General features: G+C 63.6%; 13 protein-coding genes and 4 pseudogenes. 16 read left to right on the forward strand and 1 reads right to left on the reverse strand.

Features of this window, described 5'->3' with window-relative positions; all coding sequences use genetic code 11:
- Positions 1-70: 70 nt before the first annotated feature.
- The 14 genes and pseudogenes from ACQCSX_RS21130 (at position 71) to ACQCSX_RS21195 (ending at position 14578) form a co-directional block, all read left to right on the forward strand.
- Positions 71-262 carry a hypothetical protein gene (locus tag ACQCSX_RS21130; RefSeq protein ID WP_427019233.1) on the forward strand — a complete coding sequence of 64 codons (192 nt, stop codon included), beginning with the start codon at positions 71-73 and terminating at the stop codon, positions 260-262.
- A gap of 250 nt (positions 263-512) precedes the next feature.
- Positions 513-1979 (forward strand): IS21 family transposase, encoded by a 1467-nt coding sequence (istA, locus tag ACQCSX_RS21135; RefSeq protein ID WP_427016398.1) that lies wholly within the window; start codon positions 513-515, stop codon positions 1977-1979.
- Complete coding sequence (gene istB / locus ACQCSX_RS21140) at positions 1976-2707, forward strand: IS21-like element helper ATPase IstB (protein ID WP_427015968.1); 732 nt, start codon at positions 1976-1978, stop codon at positions 2705-2707. Before istA ends, istB begins: the two co-directional genes overlap by 4 nt.
- Before the next feature lie 88 nt (positions 2708-2795).
- Positions 2796-3188: pseudogene (locus tag ACQCSX_RS21145) on the forward strand (transposase); the annotation flags it as partial.
- Positions 3189-3532: 344 nt separating this feature from the next.
- Complete coding sequence (locus tag ACQCSX_RS21150) at positions 3533-3694, forward strand: hypothetical protein (protein ID WP_427019234.1); 162 nt, start codon at positions 3533-3535, stop codon at positions 3692-3694.
- A 94-nt stretch (positions 3695-3788) separates the two neighbouring features.
- Positions 3789-3998, forward strand: a complete 210-nt coding sequence (locus tag ACQCSX_RS21155; RefSeq protein WP_427019235.1) for a hypothetical protein — start codon at positions 3789-3791, stop codon at positions 3996-3998.
- Between the two features lie 572 nt (positions 3999-4570).
- Entirely contained in the window at positions 4571-6043 is a 1473-nt protein-coding gene (locus ACQCSX_RS21160) for an APC family permease (protein WP_427019236.1), read from the forward strand.
- Between the two features lie 991 nt (positions 6044-7034).
- The gene (locus tag ACQCSX_RS21165; RefSeq protein WP_427019237.1) at positions 7035-7415 is read left to right on the forward strand and encodes a cupin domain-containing protein; all 381 of its coding nucleotides are present in this window, start codon (positions 7035-7037) and stop codon (positions 7413-7415) included.
- A gap of 23 nt (positions 7416-7438) precedes the next feature.
- A complete protein-coding gene (locus ACQCSX_RS21170) occupies positions 7439-7906 on the forward strand; it encodes a dimethylamine monooxygenase subunit DmmA family protein (protein WP_427019238.1) in 468 nt (155 codons plus the stop codon).
- Positions 7903-8889 (forward strand): PDR/VanB family oxidoreductase, encoded by a 987-nt coding sequence (locus tag ACQCSX_RS21175; RefSeq protein WP_427019239.1) that lies wholly within the window; start codon positions 7903-7905, stop codon positions 8887-8889. Before ACQCSX_RS21170 ends, ACQCSX_RS21175 begins: the two co-directional genes overlap by 4 nt.
- Positions 8886-9884, forward strand: coding sequence for a heme-dependent oxidative N-demethylase family protein (locus tag ACQCSX_RS21180; RefSeq protein WP_427019240.1), 999 nt, complete (start codon positions 8886-8888; stop codon positions 9882-9884). The genes ACQCSX_RS21175 and ACQCSX_RS21180 overlap by 4 nt, the downstream gene beginning before the upstream one ends.
- A gap of 360 nt (positions 9885-10244) precedes the next feature.
- Positions 10245-12178: pseudogene (locus ACQCSX_RS21185) on the forward strand (primary-amine oxidase).
- Positions 12179-12320: 142 nt separating this feature from the next.
- Positions 12321-12980 (forward strand): DUF5134 domain-containing protein, encoded by a 660-nt coding sequence (locus ACQCSX_RS21190; RefSeq protein ID WP_427019144.1) that lies wholly within the window; start codon positions 12321-12323, stop codon positions 12978-12980.
- 691 nt (positions 12981-13671) lie between these two features.
- A pseudogene (locus tag ACQCSX_RS21195) lies at positions 13672-14578 on the forward strand (PDDEXK nuclease domain-containing protein).
- A 43-nt stretch (positions 14579-14621) separates the two neighbouring features.
- Here ACQCSX_RS21195 and ACQCSX_RS21200 read toward each other — a convergent pair.
- Positions 14622-15695, reverse strand: coding sequence for a hypothetical protein (locus ACQCSX_RS21200; protein WP_427019241.1), 1074 nt, complete (start codon positions 15693-15695; stop codon positions 14622-14624).
- Between the two features lie 154 nt (positions 15696-15849).
- Between ACQCSX_RS21200 and ACQCSX_RS21205 the strand changes: the two genes are divergently transcribed.
- Positions 15850-16365: a recombinase family protein gene (locus tag ACQCSX_RS21205; RefSeq protein WP_427019242.1), complete on the forward strand. Its 516-nt coding sequence runs from the start codon at positions 15850-15852 to the stop codon at positions 16363-16365.
- A gap of 2 nt (positions 16366-16367) precedes the next feature.
- Positions 16368-17789: pseudogene (locus ACQCSX_RS21210) on the forward strand (NF041680 family putative transposase); the annotation flags it as partial.
- Positions 17790-17953 lie beyond the last annotated feature (164 nt).

The raw sequence follows: 17953 nt of genomic DNA on the forward strand, positions 1-17953 counted from the left end.
CGCCGCCCGGAGGGAAGACGTCCTGGACGTCTACCCCACACCCTTCGACCCGGATCGGCCGGTGGTGTGCATGGACGAGAAGCCCTACCAGCTCCTCGCCCACGCCCGGGACCCGATCCCGGCCGCGCCCGGGCGCGACCGCAAGGAGGACTCGGAGTACGTCCGGTGCGGGACGTGTTCGATCTTCGTGTGGGTCGAGCCCCTGGCCGGCTGGCGGCACGTGGACGCCCAATCCCGCCTGTGTGTGATCGACTATCTGTAGGCCGTTTCAGCCGAGAATATGGGCCACGTTGGTGGCTCGTTTCAGGCCAAAAGAGCGGTAAGAATCAGGCCAGTCATTTCATCCCGGAATCAGGTTTCGGGGGCTGGTTTGGAGATAGAGATCACCCGGTGGTTCGGGCCCCGCCTTGAGTGTCAGGGACATGGGCCCGCCACCCCCAGATAGGTTCCTTACGGCGCTGCCATTGCGAAGCGTATGCGCCGGAAGGGCTGGAAAGCAGATGACGGTACCCATGTCCGTACAAGAAAATATCAGACGACTCGACTCCCAGGGAGTCCCCGTGCGGGAGATCGCCCGCAGGCTGGGAGTCAGCCGGACCTCGGCGGCCAAGTACGCCGAGCAGCAGGACTTCTCCCCGGCGCCGCCGGCACCGCTGGCCAGGCCGGGTGCCTCGGTCCTGGCCGGGTTCGAGCACATCATTGAGCGGTGGCTCATCGAGGATGCGCGCCGGAACCGCAAGCAGCGGCACACGGTCAAGCGGATCTTTGACAGGCTCGTGGAAGAGCATGGGTTCACCGGCACCTATTCACCGGTCCAGCGGCACGTGAAGAAATGGTTGGCCGCCAACCGGCAGCCCGGCGAGGGGTTCACCGAACTGGTCTGGCCTGCCGGCACCGTGCAGGTCGACTTCGGTCAGGCCGAGGCCATCATTGCCGGGATCCGGCAGGTCCTGCACATCCTCGTGGTGACCTTCCCGTTCTCGAACATGCGCTTCGTCCAGGCATACCGCGGCGAGACCGCTGAATGCGTTGCCCACGGGCTGCGGACCGTGTTCGAGCACATTCGGGCTGCGCCGCGGCACATGGTCTTTGACAACGCGACGGGCATCGGAAACCGGGTGGGAACCAGGGTGACCGAGACGAAGCTGTTTGGCGCCTTCAAACTCCATTACCGGTCCCAGTCCCGCTATTGCAATCCATACTCGGGCCACGAGAAGGGCAACGTGGAGAACGCGGTGGGGTTCCTGCGCCGGAACTTCATGGTCCCCGAGCCGGAGGCCGCCACCTTGGAGGGGCTCAACAAGGTCCTCATGGCGCGCTGCGATGCGTTGGCCACCACAGTGCACTACCGCAAGGGCCTGCCCCTGGGTGAGCTGTTCGCCCAGGACGTGGCCGCCTCCATGGAACTGCCGGGGATCGGTTTCGATGCCGTGCGCTACGAATCGCGCAAGGCCGACAAGACCGGGAACCTGCTCATTGACGGGAACACGTACGCCGCCGGGCCCGTCTTCCACGGGCGGATGCTCACGGTGGGGTTGGGACACGACGTGGTGCAGATCCTTGACGAGCATTCCGAACCCGTCCGCACGTTCCCACGCGTCTTCGGGAAGCAGGCCGAGACGGTCTTCGACCCGGCTTCCCTGGTGCCGCTGCTCGTGACGAAGCCCGGGGCGTGGTCCCATTCCCCGCTGCGGGCCCTGGTCACCGACCCCGTGCGTGACTGGCTGGACAAAGCCACCGCCACCGGGCGGCGCCGCCTGTTCAACGCCGTGGACGCCGCCTCGTCGGCGGCGGGATTCGATGCCGCGGTGGCCGCTGCCGACACCCTGATCCAGCGCGGGGATGCACCGGACATGGCCATGCTGGGCATGCTGGCCCGCCGTCTGGCTGACGGCACCGAACCGCCGGCAGCCAACGTGGATCTGAGTGTCTATGACACCTTCACCACCCTGAACACCACCACCGGAGAAGTCGCATGAACCCGATCACCGTCCAAGACATCCTCGAAGCGGGCAAGCATGCCTCGCTGACCGGCAGCGTGTTGACCGAATGGGCCGAGAAGGGCACCCCGAAACAACGCGAATACCTCCACGAGGTCCTGCTGGCCGAGCACGAATCCCGGCAGGAGTCACGCCGCCAACGATTGCTGAAGGCAGCGAGGCTGCCGGCCATGAAAACACTCACCGGGTTCGACTACGGCAGTGTCCGGTTCCCGGAGGACTACGGCCGCGAACCCCTCGAATCCCTGGATTTCATCAACCGGGCCCAGGACCTGGTCCTCTACGGGGACGTCGGCACGGGCAAGACCCACATGGCCACCGCCCTGGTGGCCGCAGCCTGCCGGCAGGGCATCCAGGCCAGGTTCTTCACGACCTCCGCCCTGGTCATGATGCTGCGCCGCGCCAAGGACGAAGACCGCCTCGACAAGGAACTGGCCGCCCTGGCCAAGAACCAGCTCCTGGCGATTGACGAACTGGGCTACCTGCCGATCGATACCGAAGGGGCCAGGCTTCTCTTCCAGGTGATCGCTGACGGGTATGAAAAACGCAGCCTGATCATCACCACAAATTTGGAGTTTTCCCGCTGGGGAACAGTGTTCGGGGACGACAACATGGCCGCCGCCGTCATCGACCGGCTGGTCCACCACGGACGGCTTCTGCAATTCCGCGGCGAGTCCTACCGGGTCAAAAATGCCCTCATGAAATAGCCAACCGCTGAAATGGACCAGAAACGGGCCGAGGTGGCCTAATTCTTAGCGCTGAAACGGCCTACTTAGACTTGACGAAACACACCGCCGCACCATGCTCGACTGGGCCCACCAGGTCGAGCGCCTGCTCACCGTCGACTACCCCGACGCCGGGAAGGTCGTGCTGGTGATGGACAACCTCAACACCCACACGATCGGCTCGCTCTACGAGACGTTCGCACCGGCCAAGGCCCACGCCCTGGCCCAGCGACTCGAGATCCACCACACCCCCAAGCACGGGTCCTGGCTGAACATCGCCGAGATCGAACTCTCCGCCCTCACCCGCCAATGCCTGGACAGGCGCATCGACGACCTCGACGTACTTAACCACGAACTGGCCGCCTGGCAAGCCAGCACCAACGCCGACCAGCGGCAGGTGAACTGGCACTTCACCACCAGCGACGCCCGCACCAAGCTCCGCCACCTATACCCCGAATATTAGAGACGACGATCTACTAGTGTCCTGCGCCACAACTTCGGTTCCCCATGGTGGAACGGGGCATGGCGAACAGTGGACGGCCGAAGGCCCGTGTGGAGCCATTGGATGAGGCGCGAGATGCGTTGTCCGGTGGGCGCAGGGCGAACTCGTCCCAGATGCTGGCGCCACGCTCGAGGATCGTGTTGGCCGGCGCCGGCGGCCAGGCCAACGTCGCCGTTGCCGCCCGGTGCAGGATCGCCCCCACCCGGCCGCCCCGCCAGCATCACCACCAACCAGGTCGAGGAGGTCATGGCCGCGCCCCCTGGAATCAAAACCGAAGAACGCCACGCACTTGGCCGCTGGCCAAGATGGTGGAACGATCCGGGCTCTCGAAGACCGCAATCGCGAGGCTCTGGAAGGCCTTCGAACTCAAGCCTCACCGCGCCGATGGGTTCAAGCTCTCCAGTGATCCGCTGTTGGCGGAGAAGGCCTACGACGTGGTGGGGCTCTGCCTGAATCCGTCGGAATAGGCCGTGGTGGTCAGCATTAGATGAGAAGTCGCAGGTCCAGGCATTGGCCCGATCCCAGCCGGCGTTCTCAATGATGCCCGGCATACAGAAGAAGGTGCCCCCTGACGACGTCCGGCACGGAACCACGACCTTGTTCGCGGCATGGAAAGCCGCGGACGGTTCCGCGCTCCCCGACCTGCACCGCAAACACCGGACCGCCAAGTTCAGAACGGTCCTGGCCAAGATCGCTGCCCAGGTCCCCGCGGGGCTTGATGTGCACCTGATCCGAGACAACCACTGGACCCAAAAGACCCCCGCGTTGTGAAGACATGGCTGCAGAACCACACGCACGTCTACCTGTACTTCGCCCCAACGCTCACCTCCTGGCTGAACCAGGTCGAGCGGTTCTTCGGCGGCGACGCCCGTGGACCGCCTACGACTTCGCAGGCCAGGGTACGGGGAAGCGACTGCATCAGGGATGTCGGGCATGCCCAAAATTGAACGTCCCGGTTCCAAAAATCAGGCATGAACCCCCGCCCGCGGGGGTTCATGCCGCGGCACAGGGGTCCGTTCGCACGGGGGCCGACAAGGGGCAGCTGCGACAGCCCTCCCGACAAGCGTGCAGTGACGTAAAGAGAAACTAATTCTCAAAAAAACTATTGAACTATAGCTATTTGGTTGTAACCTCGGAGATGAAGTGACCTGCTTCACAGTAGGCATCGCCTGAACGGTCCGAAGTCTCGCACAAGCTAGCAGACCGGATGAAGAAGCATTTCCCCAACTACGACGTACCTTCGTCGGAGTCGGTGCGAACCCGCCCCCGGTGTTCTTCCTCAACGACCCAATGGCGCATTCGTCGGCTATGTAAGCCAAATCAGACGATCAAGGGAGATTGTTATGAGTGAAAATCGTTCAGATGGAGTCGATCATCTGGAAAGGTCAATCGACTGGAAGCAGGGCCTGGCCATTGCGCTGGGTGTGCCCCTGCTGATTCTGCCCTCGTTGGGCTACCTTCCGATGTACTTGTCGGCCGCTGCCATTCTCATCTGGGGGCTGTCGGTCATTCAGGGCTTCATACAGAGCACCGCATATGCTGAAATGGCCACTACGTTTCCCAAGGCCTCTGGTCTGCCGGGTTTCGCGCAGCATGTATTTCGCACCGAAAATTACCAGGGCAAGTACGACAAGAGCAAGCTGCTCGGCGGCTTCAGCGCCTGGAGCTACTGGTTCGCCTGGACCCCGGTGCTGGCAATCTTTTCCATCCTGATCGGCGGCTACCTGCACGGGCTGTTTCCGGTGCTGAGCGAGACGTTCACGGCGTATCAGCTGTCGTTGATCTCAGGACTGGTGATTTTCGGCGGATTGTTCGTCGTCAATTGGTTCGGCCTCAAGGATGGCGCCAAGCTGGGTTACATTCTGGCTGCTTTTTCCCTGATACCACTGGTCATCCTGACAGTGGCCCCTTTTGCCACCGGGCACGTTGAGATGTCCAATATCATCGGCAACTGGTTGCCGGCCGATTGGGCCTGGGATCTGCACCATATCCTAATTCTCTTTGGCATCTTTGGGATCGCGCAGTGGAGTGCCTGTGCCTGGGAAACGGCGGCCATCTACGGTCCTGAATACAAAAACCCGGCCAAAGATGTCTCCAAGGCACTGTTTGCCTGCGGCATCATCTGCTTCTTCTCGTTTGTACTGGTGCAAGCTGCAGTGATCGGCGTGCTTGGTGTCGACGGCGTACTGGCCGAACCCGTGTCGCCCCTGATCCCTGTCGCCCATGCTGTCTTTGGTGAAGCCGGCTCCATGGTCACCATCATCATGTTGATTGCCGCCATGGTACTGATCATCCAAACCGCCTATCTGGGATCTTCCCGCGCCATGCACTCCATGGCGACGGAAGGAAACCTTCCAAAGTCCCTCGGTAAACTGAACCGCCACGGAACTCCGTTCGTTGCCATGCTGGTCATCGGAGGCTTTAACCTGGTCCTGATTTCGATGGGAAACCCCGCGGCGATTGTCGCGGCATCGGCGATTGGCTACACCTGCGCCAACGGCATCAGCCTGTTCGCCTATGTCAAAGCCAGAAAACACCCTGCCTTTGCTGCTCTAGAAAGGCCCTTCAAGGCACCCAAGGGCTGGAAGAATGTCGCCATGGCCTTTGGCCTGTTCAATCTGCCGCTGTGCCTGGTCGGGGTGGTCTACCTGAACAGCCTGGAGGTTGGCTGGACCTCCACCTGGGTTGGATTCCTCGTGTTGGCACTCTATATACCCATCTGGCTGTATTCCCAGCATGAGTCGAGGCGCTCCAAGAAGGCAGCCACTCCTCGTTCATCAGACCACGATGCCGCAGATCTGACAGCTACTAGGTGAGGGAATTGTCGCGTACTAGGTAGAGGAACTGTCGCGCCCGTCCCGTTGCGGATCAATTCAAGGATGGGAAGGCGGACCGGTCACGGAACTCGGTCCTGCCTTCCCGTCTTTGCATCCTGTGAGTGTGCGGGCCCTATTCACTCTACCGAACGCACTTTTCCATGCTTTTGTGCCGCAGAACGCCGTTACCCGATGGTGCCCGTGGGCGCTGAACAGGTGGCCGGCGCAGCAAAGACGGCACGGGTCATGCCCGGCGAAGCTGACAGCTTCCCCACTATTCCCCGGTCTCGGGACTATCTGGCGAAAGCTTGATCGGGTCCCACCGAGCCAGCGAACGCGACCACCGGTTCCGTGTCCCGCCTGCCGATGCCGGCCCCGCTGCCGCACAGCGGCCAGTACCCCGTCAGCTGCGCATTTCTGCAGCAGGACCCACACCGCTCCCAACAGGTCCGGCATCACCCAGAAAGGCAGGATCCGGGCCTGGATGCGGCCTGAGAACGATCAGATCCGCAGGGACGAGGGAACGGCCGGAGGGTCTCCTCCGCAACCAGGCCCGGAGATTGCGTATCCGAGTGCGAATCCACGCCGGTCAGATGCCCCGGGCACATATTGGTCCCGGCGCACGTCATGGACCCGAGCCCAAGACCCTAGCATCGCCGGGTCCAATGGTGCCGTTCGCAACAGCACCTGAACGCCTCCAGAATGTCAAGGGATCGTGGAAAAGTAACTTTAAATTTCGCATGAATTTTTTTAAAAAAGTCTGGACTATATGAATTAACAGGCGTAGTTTTGCTTTGGGGATGAACCCTCGTGACTCACATCACACACCCGAAGAGTTCAAAGTAGAGCTTGGTTGGCCCCTAGAAATAGAGGACGGCGGGTCTGCGATCTTCTTCTTACAGGCGCCGTAGTCAGCGCTCTGGCTCATCCTCAAAGCAGTCTTAAATACACCCAAGATGAACCATTCCCAACGGTATTCACAGGAGAGACCATGGAAACCACACTCGTAGGAACACTGAGCAAGGCCGGATCCATCCACAAGGTGGAAGGCGGCTACATCGGACTGCCGTCGATGAACGAGCCCGGCACGATCGCCGCCATCGGCGACTCCCTGCACAACCCCGAAGGATCGGTCATGTGCGCCGGATTCTTCGAACTGAAGGCCTCCGAGCCGCTGGTGTACACGTACACCTACGACGAGATGAAGGTCGTCGTGCAGGGTGAATTCATCCTCACCGACCAGAGCACGGGAGAAGTGACGCACGCCAAGGAACGCGACGTGCTGTTCTTCCCCAAGGGCACCACGGTCAAGTTTGAGACCCGTGACTACGCCCTGGGGTTCTTCGCCGGCGACCGCACCTTCGCCCCGTAAGACCCACCATGCGTACCGCGTCCATGCCGCCGGCTACAGGCGCCGGCTTGGAACCGGGTTTCCGCGGTGTCATCTGTGCCTCCTTTGGGGCAACAGGTGGCACCGCGGAGCACGACACCGGCAGCCAGCCCCGGCACGACCTCCGTTTCCACTCCGCCACCCCACAGACCCTCTCGGGCCTGAGGAATGTGCTCGGAACCTCCCAGGTAGGTGTCCGTCTAGTACTCGCCGGACCGCCGGCGGACGTCCGTGCAGCCGCAGCCGTTGCAGCGGATTGCGGGCTCCTGGACGAGGAGGTAACGCTCCTCTCGGACGATACCGGCCCCCGCGTTATCTATTGCCCGCACTGCCATGCCACCACCGTTGATCGGTTGGCCGGCTCCGAGGTGGAATGCCAGGGATGTGCCACTGTCCTGGCCACCACCGAGCACTTCTCCCGCCGGAAAGGTGCATATCTGGGTTACGCAGCTCATGCCGAGGAGGCATCATGACAATCACGGCACTCAAGGCCACTGTCCACCCAGCGGTGGAAGGCGGCCTCCTGCTGGAGGTGACAAACGTCAGCCTTCAGACGGCATCGATTGTCAGCATTACGTTCGCCGACCCCTCGGGGGAAAGGCTTCCCTCCTATGTTCCGGGGAGCCACCTCGTGGTCCAGTACGGCAGCGGAGTCAATGCCTACTCACTCACCGGTTCAGGCAACGCTCCGTTCGAGTACTCCATCTCGGTCCTCCGCGTCGAAGACGGCGCCGGCGGATCCGTGGCCATGCACCAGCTCTCGCCCGGTGATCGTGTGCATGTTTCACGTCCCCGCAGTGCCTTCGCCCCGGTGTCAACAGCTACCCATCATCTGCTGGTTGCGGCGGGAATCGGCATCACGCCGGTGCTTTCCCACGCCAGGGCCGCCGCCGAACGGGGAACAGCGTCATCGCTGATCTACGTACACCGGCCCGGGGCCGGGGCGCACATGGCTGAAGCGAGCGAGCTGCTGGGACTGGGGCTGACCGCGCTGGTCGAATGTACTGATCGGGACAGTTTCCAGACGATTCTGGCCGACCAGCTCGCGGCCCAGCCCCTCGGCACCCATCTCTACGTCTGCGGGCCGACCGCCTTCATGGATTCCGTCCTGGAGCAGGCCCGGGAGCTTGGATGGCCGCCGTCTCGGCTGCATTCGGAAGCCTTCGGTGCTCCCTTGCTGGACGAAGGCGAACCCTTCACGGTGAACCTGGTCCGCAGCGGCATCAAGCTGGAAGTTCCTGCCGGCGTTTCGCTGCTGGACACCCTCGAAAATGCAGGGAAGGTCATCCCCAATATGTGCCGCAAAGGCATCTGCGGCGAATGTTCCCTGTCCGTCCTTCGGGGTACACCTCGGCATCGGGATCTCTACCTGTCCGACGAGGAAAAGGCTGAGAACACCACAATGATGTGCTGTGTTTCGCGCAGCAAAGACCCAGAATTGGAGTTGGACCTTTGAGCATCACCATCGACAAAGACCCTGACAGCGCCGTACTCCCGGAACGGATCAAGCGCTTTCCCTTTCCCTTTTCCAGTGACAGCTACCGCTACAGCGCCAACGTCGAGCCGGCCCACAAAACAGTGCCGACAGAAGCCGGTGCCTGGGGTGCAGGGCTGATCGACATCGACGAAAACTATCTTCAGGAACTGGCCGAACGGGACGGGATCCTGGCCCGCGACCCCTCGCGCATGCAGGTCCTGCCCCACATGGGGCCTGCAGTGTGGGACGCGATCACTGCCCTGCTTCCCGTCATGGCCGAGGAAAACCCAAGCATCATGTCCTTCCACCGCGAAGGAAACACCTGCCGTTGGCGGAACACCCTGCAGGACCTGGACGTGGAATTCACCGTCGGCGACGACGATTCGCTGCCCATGGGTCCGCTGCGGTTTCTGGGCAGCCAGATCCAGGACGACATCGTTCTGCTCGACATCCGCGAGGACACAATGTGGCTCGACGCGGGCCTTGTCACCTTTGCTGCCGACTGGTCCTTCGGCTTCGATGTCGGCATGAATTTCCTTGAAATCCATGGTCCGGTTCCGCGGGTGAAGGAAGAAAGGATTGTCTCCCGGGCGCATCAATTCCTCATGCGGCTGCAGCCCGGGGAACAGTACCGCAGAACCAACTGGACCATGACCGTCGGCCAGCGCCTGGACACGTCCACCGAAACCTACCCCGAATGGGGTCCGGACCGCGCCACCATCGCCGACGACCCTGACCTGCCCAACAAGCTCCACCTTCGGGTGGAGGTCCAGCACCTGATCCGCCTCCCGCACACCGGGGTCCTGCTGTTCCTGGTGCGGAGCTACCTCCTGCCCCTGGCCGACATTGCCCGGGTCCCGGCCTGGCGTGAAACGTTTGGGCACGTCTTGGCCGAGCTCCCCGAAGACATGGCCGAATACAAAGGCATCATCCGCTACCGCAAAGCGGCATCCGACTGGCTGCTCGCCAGATAGCACCCCCATCCAACCACACCACCGGAACATCAAAGTCACATAAGTTATCGCAGAAAAAAGTCTGGACTAGATGATTTATCTGGCGTAGCTTTCTTACAGAAGGAATGTACGTGGCGCGCGTCACACCTGCAGGGTTCGAAGTGGAGCGTGGCCGGTCCCTTGGAACGTAGGGATGCAGGGGTGGCAGACGTTCCCTCCCGGAACCCCAACAGAGATTCGGAGGGGACTTCGGCGCAATCTTATTCGCAACCAGGAATGAACAGTTCTGTCAAAGGTGAACAGCACTGGGAATCCAAACCGGGCCGCACGGGCCACCACCCGGAACGGCCCTCGTCCTGAAAAAGATCTAAGGAGAGAACCATGACGATCAATACTGAAACCCAGACCGTGGTAGGGACAGCACACCCCCTGGATCCGCTGTCCCGCGCCGAGATCTCCCGAGCGGCCGCCATCCTTAAGGACGGCCCAGCCGCGGCGGAGTCCTTCCGCTTCATCAGCGTTGAGCTGCGCGAGCCCGAAAAGGAGTTGCTGCGCACCGGTGCCGCGACGGCGCGTGAAGCAGACGCCGTGCTGGTCAACCGTGCCGAGGGACGCGCCTATGAGGCGGTCGTCGATCTTGATTCGGGCATCGTTTCGAAGTGGACGCAACTGGCTGCCAACGTCCACCCTCCCTTTATGCTCGACGAGTTTGCCGAGGGTGAAGCGACCTGCCGGCAGAACCCCGAGGTCCAGGCGGCCCTGGCCAAGCGGGGCATCACGGATATGGACCTGGTCTGTTTCGAACCGTGGTCCGTGGGCTACTTCGGTGAAGACAACGAGGGCCGGCGCCTGATGCGCGCCCTGGTCTTTGTCCGTGATGAGGCCGACGACAGCCCGTACGCGCACCCGATCGAGAACTTCATCGTCATCGTGGACCTGAACTCCGGAGAGGTCGTCAAGGTCGAGGACGACCAGGCGATCCCGGTTCCCAGCGCCAGCGGCAACTACCTGCCCAAGTACGTCGGAGAGGCCCGGACCGATCTGAAGCCCATCTCCATCACCCAGCCCGAAGGGGCGTCCTTCACGGTCACCGGTAACCACGTCCAGTGGGCCGACTGGTCCTTCCGTGTCGGCTTCACCCCCGCGAGGGCCTGGTCCTGCACCAGCTGCGCTTCCGCAACAAGGACACCGAGCGTCCCGTCATCAACCGGGCCTCCCTGTCGGAAATGGTCGTCCCGTACGGAGACACCGCCCCGGTCCAGGCGAAGAAGAACGCCTTCGACTCCGGTGAGTACAACATCGGCAACATGGCCAACTCCTTGACCCTGGGCTGCGACTGCACCGGGGAGATCAAGTACTTCGACGGCATCACCACCGACAGCCACGGCAACCCGATGACCATCGAAAACGCGATCTGCATGCACGAGGAGGACGACAGCATCCTGTGGAAGCACTTCGACTTCCGCGAGGGCACCACCGAGACCCGCCGCAGCCGCAAGCTCGTGATCTCCTTCATCGCCACCGTCGCGAACTACGAGTACGCCTTCTACTGGCACCTCTTCCTTGACGGCAGCATCGAGTTCCTGGTCAAGGCCACCGGCATCCTCTCCACCGCCGGTCAGAAGCCCGGTGAGAAGAGCCCGTACGGACAGACCCTGAACAACGACGGCCTCTACGCCCCGATCCACCAGCACATGTTCAACGTCCGCATGGACTTTGAAATCGACGGCCCGAAGAACGCCGTCTATGAAGTGGACATGGAAATCCCCCAGGACAACCCGACCCACACCGCCTTCATGGCCGTGGACCGGCTTCTGGAAACCGAACAGGCCGCCATCCGCAAGACGGATTCGGCCAAGCACCGCTTCTGGAAGATCGCCAACCACGACAGCCGCAACATCGTGGACGAACCCGTCGCCTACCGGCTGATCCCCACTGATGGCATCCAGCTGGCCGCCGGAGACGAGTCCTACGTGAGCAAGCGGGCACAGTTCGCCCGCAACAACCTCTGGGTCACCGCCTACGACCGGACCGAACGCTTCGCTGCCGGCGAGTTCCCGAACCAGGCCACCGGCGCCGATGACGGACTGCACATCTGGACCCAGAAGGACCGCAACATCGTCGATCAGGACCTCGTGGTCTGGTACACGTTCGGCATGCACCACGTCGTGCGTCTGGAGGACTGGCCCATCATGCCCCGCCAGAACATCGGCTTCATGCTCGAGCCCCACGGCTTCTTCGACCAGAACCCCACCCTGAACCTGCCGGCCAGGATCGAAGCCACCACCACCGAAACCTGCTGCAAAACCGACTAACAACCCCTCACCACTAGCGCAATGAACTAGCGCTGGAGAAGGACTAGTCCCCCAACCTGTGGTCCCCGGCGCTGCTGTTCACAGCAACACCGGGGACCACACTCACACCCACACCAAAAACCCACCAGGGAGCGTGATCGGCGTGTTCAACATCCCCGCAATTACCTGGACCCTCACAGCCGTCCTGCTGCTGAGCGGAAGCCACCACGCCCTGCAGGCGGCAAGGTCCCACCACCTCACGGACAAGGTCAACAACAGCCTCCACACCCTCATGAACGTTCTGATGGCCGCCATGCTGTGGAACCTCGCCCCCGCAACCACCCTGGCCCAGATCGCAGTCCTCACCGCCGCGGCACTGTGGTTTGTCATCCAGGCGGTCGCCCGGCCGGAATTCAAAACACTCTGCGCCGGTGGCCAGAGCCGGCTCAAATGCGCCTACCACGGACTCACCATGGCCGGCGCCGCCCTCATGGTCGCAATGATGGCCCACATGACCACCCCCGGCCAGGGCATCGCTCCGGCAGGCGGAACGCCAATGGCACACAACCACCACGCGATGGCCGCCGCAGCCCCCAACACGGCCGCAGCACCATTGGGCGGATCGGCCGGACTGGCGATCCCGCTGACGGTCTTCTTCGGAGCCGCGGCGGTGGTGTTCATGATCCTGCCACTGCGTTCCCGGGCAACGACAACCACCCCCGGCCACACGGCCACACGAAAACTCACCCTCCGGGCAGAACACGGACTCGAAGCCCTCGGCGCCGCCGCCATGGCCGCAATGTTCGCCACCATGGCCACATGAGCCCCAACGGCCCACCGCCGCTGCGAAGGAACCAACGCAGACCCAATAAGGGCGCAACCGGCATCGAGAAGCCGCGACACGGCTAAGCATCGGCTGCCCCTGGAAGCCTGCGGCGGACGAAACCATCCACCCGGCCCGACCAGGTCTCCTCTGACACCGCAGCGGCACTCCCAGGATCTGGGCAGTGGATGCGCCCCCGCCGTCGTCCCCGGACGCCGGATCAACCAGCCCGACGCGGCCAAAGACTGCCAAGCCCCCCGGTTCCCGCCAGCCCCCGGCCCACCCACCAGCCCCGGCCGGCAACGGAGGAAGCCACCCCCCCAGGGACCGGCCGGGGCAACCGTTCGCAACGAAACCCCACGGCCTCAACCAAAACCACCAGCCGGAAACTTCCACAGCCACACTTTCGGTGTGCCGCCGCTTGTCTGCCGGCCACCGCAACACATACCCGTGGCCCCGGCCCGGCTGGCCCCGCAGAGCATGCCGGTGAGCACCGATCTTGATTCCCACCAGGCGACTCTCCCTGGATCGATAGGATGAAAGCCATGACCGACTCCGGCGACCTCGCCATCCCCGACGACTACGGCCACCTCCTCGATTCACTCAAGGCACGGGTCCGGTCGGCCCGGACACAGGCACAACGGAGCGTCAACACCCAACTCATCCCCTGTACGGGTCCATCGGCCAGGACATCCTCACCCGCCAGGACAAGGACGGCTGGGGCAGCGGAGTCATTGGCCGGCTGGCCGGGGACCTGCACACGGAATTCCCCGACATGACGGGCCTGTCCCGAAGCAACCTGCAATACATGCGCAGCTTCGCCGCAGCCTGGCCATCCTTCGACCCAAATGTCCCACAGCCTGTGGGACATTTGCCGTGGGGCCACATCCGCACCATCCTGGACAAGAACCTCAACCACGATCAACGCAACTGGTACGCGGCCGCCGCGGTCGAGAACGGCTGGTCCCGCAACGTCCTCATGAACATGATCATGAACAAAACGCTGGAGCGCAGCGGCGCCGCACCGTCGAACTTTGCCACCCACCTGGTGGCACAGGATTCCGAACTGGCCCAACAGATCGCCAAAGACCCCTACAACTTTGACTTCCTCGGCCTCTCCGGCGAAGTCGCCGAACGCGACCTGGAACAGTCCCTCATGGACCGCATGGTCGAGACCCTGCGCGAGCTCGGACCCGGGTTCGCCTTCGTCGGCCGGCAGGTGCACTTCGACGTCGACGGCGACGACTTCTACCTTGCTGTTCTTCCACATCAAGCAGCTCCGCTATGTGGTCATTGAACTCAAGACCGGCAAATTCAAGCCTGACCACATCGGGCAGCTGCAGTTCTACATCGCCCTGGTCGAGGACAAGCTCCGCCGGGACGCCCATGCCCCGACCGTGGGAATCCTCGTCTGTGGCAGTCGCAACGACCACACCGTCCGCTATGCCCTGAACAAGGCCGACTCCCCGATGGCGGTTTCAACCTACACCTATGAAACGCTCCCCGCTTCAGAGCAGGCGGCCCTGCCCAGCGAAGACCACCTGACCGCGGCGCTGGATTGGGTCCAGGACCAGGCACCCGGCGGCCAGCCAACGTAGCCGTGCGCGGCGTCGACAACGCTGCCTATTGGCCCGCGGGGCCCTATTCCTCTCCCCCGGTTCGCGGATCCGCGGTCCTGCGCTCCTTGGCCGTCGTCTCGCGGATCTGGGCCAGCTCCCCTCGCAGTTGGTCAACTTGCCGGCCATAGGTGTCGTAGAGGTCCTTGATGCGCTGCTCCCCATGGGCACGCTCACGCTCGACATCGGCTCTGGCCGCCTCACGCTCGGCGGTCAACGTTGCCAGGTTGCCGCGCAGGTCGGCCGCCGCCTCGCGGCTACGTTCAAGGTCCGCCCGGGCGCCCTCGAGCTGGCCCCGCACCTCCTCGGCCGCGGCTTCCCCGCGGCCGGCGCGCGCCGCCTCGGCCTCGGCGCGGCTCTCGGCCGCGCCCGCGCGCTGCTCTGCCTCGGCCCGGGCCTGCCCCTCCTCCTCGGCCCGTTGGGTCACGAGGTCACGTTCCTGTTCGACCTGCCTCAACTGTGCACGTGCCGACTCGAGGTCGGCCAGCAGCTGCGCGGCATCATTCTGGGTCTGCTCCCGGTCGGCCGCGGCCGCCGCATGCGCCTGTGCGATTTCTGATACGAGCTGCTCGCCCCTCTCGCGGGCTGTGGCCAGCTCGTCTTGGACTCCAGCCAGTTCCCCGGCCAGGTCCTGGCTCGTCCGTGTGGCTTCCTCGGCCGCGGCGTCGGCTTCATCCTTGTCGGCCTCGGCCCGGCGCTGGGCCTGCTCGGCGCGGGTGGCCCGCGCGTTCGCGGCGGCGACCTGCTCGGCGGCCTCGGACGCCACCGACTCGATCTGCGCCTCCGCCGCCTCGGGGTCCCCCACCGTGCGCAGCTCCTCGACAAGGGCCGTCAGCTGCTGCCCGAGGTGCTCAATCATCCCGGACACCTGCCCGGTAATCTCGCTCGCCCGCTGGCGTGCGGTATCCACCGGGCGGGTCTCGACGGTGCGGGCCGTGTCCTCACCGAGCCGCTGCCGGGCCCGCCAGGCCGAGGCCCGGTTGTGGGTGGGGTCGTCGCAGTACTCCGGCGGGCGGCCGGTGCCGGCCTCCGACGCGAGGGTGGGGCGCCGGCACCCCGGGTACCGGCAGGTGCGCTCTTCGACGATGTTCTCGCTCAAGTTTCCATTGTATCGTTTTCGGCACAGAATGGAATATGAAACTAAACGAAATACGAAATACGTTTGCCATCGGCCCGTCACCAGGTTGCCCTGGTGTCACTTTCCGAACTCGTCTGCACAAATTTCCATACTCGCCTGCACAGCTGCGAAAGACATGGTCGACGACCTCACACGCCGTGAAGTGAAGCTCAGTATTGGCGGGTCCGTTCACGATCCGACTGACCCGGTCGGCAGGCTGCTGTTCAATTTGTTGGCGATGGTCGCCGAGTTCGAGGCGGACTTGGTCCGTTCACGAACTCACGAAAGGGATGCAGGTCGCGAAAGCGGCCGGTCGGCCCCCGATAAGCAGCCCAAACTGTCCAAGGCCCAGGAGAAGCACCTGGTCGAGGTCTACCAGCGGGGTGGCAAATTCGGACTGATGGTACAGGCAGTCCGGGGCGAACACACCACCGCGCAGATCGCTGAACTCTTCAGCGTGGCGAGGTCCACGCTCTACCGGGCAATCCAGCGCGCCGGTGACACTGCCGTCTTAGCTTGTTATTTAACCCTTGAGGGTGGGGCCACGGAGGATGGGGTGGCCGTTCGGCGCATCACGTTGCCAAGAAGGCCGCCGTTTCCGATGCTTTGTGTAACCAAACAACGAAGCACCACCGGGAAACGACGGCCTTGATCATGACCATCCCTGACAGCTTTCCAGCAGCGCAACCGGCATCGGATCACCATCGATTCGATGCGTTCCGGGAAGGGTTCCACGCGTGCCTGACGCGCCGTGCCGACACGTTGTTCGAACTGGCCGATGCCCTGCTGTGCGGCCAGGAAAGCCACCGACCTGGCCCACCTGTCCCTGGAGCCGGAACACCACCGCGGGTACGGGGCGCTCTATGACGCGATGAACGCAGGGCAGATCAACCTGGCGGCGCTCCGATGCCCGGATCACCGCGCTCCCCGTCCCGAGAATGCCCGAACCTGCCGGCCGGGCACGGATCGTGCTCGCGATGGATGTCTCGAACTGGTTGCGTCCGGATGCCGCGGCCAGTCCCGAACGCGCCTTCTGCCACACCTACGCCCGGGGCAGCGGTCAGGCACAGATGATCCCGGGATGGCCCTATTCCTTCGTGGCCGCCCTGGAACCGGGGGCGACCTCGTGGACCGCCCTGCTCGACGTGGTGCGGCTGGGGCCCGGCGATGATGCCACGGAGGTCACCGCCGGCCAGTTGCGCACCGTCGTCGAAGAACTCACCCGGGCAGGGCACTACCGGGATGGCGACCCTGAGGTGCTGATCGTGATGGACGCCGGCTATGACGTGGTCCGCCTGGCCTGGCTCCTGCAGGATTTGCCGGTGATCCTGGTCGGGCGGCTGCGATCGGACCGGGTGTTCTATGCCCCTGCCGGCACACGCCGCGGCCCGACCAAGGGACGCCAGCCACGGCACGGGGCCCAAGCTCGTGCTGGCCGACCCGTCCACCCACCCGGCGCCGGTGTGTTCCACGGAGCATGTCCTTGACCGCTACGGCACCACCCGGGCGGTCGCGTTCGCCCGGATGCACCCCAGGCTCGAGTCGCGGGGCGGATGGACAGGGCACCCGGGCCCCTTGCCCCTGATCGAGGGAACCGTGATCGGGGTGAACGTCGAGCGTCTGCCGGGAAACCAGAACCCCAAGCCGTTGTGGCTGTGGGCCTCAAAGCACGCACCCGCCGACGCCCTGGAGGCGGACCACTGGTGGTCGATGTATCTACGCCGCTTCGACCTGGAACACACCTTCAGGTTCCTCAAACAGGGCCTGGGATGGACCAGGCCCCGGCTGCGCCACCCCGAGGCAGCCGACCGGTGGACCTGGATCGTGCCGAGCGCCCATGCGCAACTCCGGCTCGCACGGCCCCTGGCCGCCGAATGCCGCCTGCCGTGGCAACAGCCAACACCGCCGTCAAGGCTCACCCCCGCACGGGTCCGGGCCACCTATCGGCGGACCTGCCAGAACGCGGTTCATCCGGCAAAGACGCCGATAGCCTCCACGGCCGGGCCGGGACGTCCCAGGGGCCGCCCCAACCGGGTCAAACCCGTCATCCAGCCCGTCGGCGTGGCCCACCAAAGGTTAAATAACAAGCTAAGCGTCGGATATTCCACTTTTTCACATTGCAGGCCCCTCCTCCATGCGTCCTACCCCTCCAAAACACGTAGGGGTAGATGGTCGATGACCGCCCACCTCTACGTTGCGTTCAGAGAAGGATATGAACTAATTATTTAATTATGTCTAGA

Source organism: Pseudarthrobacter sp. P1 (assembly GCF_050156935.1).
Lineage (GTDB): Bacteria > Actinomycetota > Actinomycetes > Actinomycetales > Micrococcaceae > Specibacter.

Coding starts and splice junctions, on each gene's coding strand:
- ACQCSX_RS21165 (WP_427019237.1), top strand. CDS start 7,035: ATGGAAACCACACTCGTAGGAACACTGAGCAAGGCCGGATCCATCCAC.
- istA (WP_427016398.1), top strand. CDS start 513: ATGTCCGTACAAGAAAATATCAGACGACTCGACTCCCAGGGAGTCCCC.
- ACQCSX_RS21175 (WP_427019239.1), top strand. CDS start 7,903: ATGACAATCACGGCACTCAAGGCCACTGTCCACCCAGCGGTGGAAGGC.
- ACQCSX_RS21170 (WP_427019238.1), top strand. CDS start 7,439: ATGCCGCCGGCTACAGGCGCCGGCTTGGAACCGGGTTTCCGCGGTGTC.
- ACQCSX_RS21205 (WP_427019242.1), top strand. CDS start 15,850: ATGGTCGACGACCTCACACGCCGTGAAGTGAAGCTCAGTATTGGCGGG.
- ACQCSX_RS21150 (WP_427019234.1), top strand. CDS start 3,533: ATGGTGGAACGATCCGGGCTCTCGAAGACCGCAATCGCGAGGCTCTGG.
- istB (WP_427015968.1), top strand. CDS start 1,976: ATGAACCCGATCACCGTCCAAGACATCCTCGAAGCGGGCAAGCATGCC.
- ACQCSX_RS21160 (WP_427019236.1), top strand. CDS start 4,571: ATGAGTGAAAATCGTTCAGATGGAGTCGATCATCTGGAAAGGTCAATC.
- ACQCSX_RS21130 (WP_427019233.1), top strand. CDS start 71: ATGGACGAGAAGCCCTACCAGCTCCTCGCCCACGCCCGGGACCCGATC.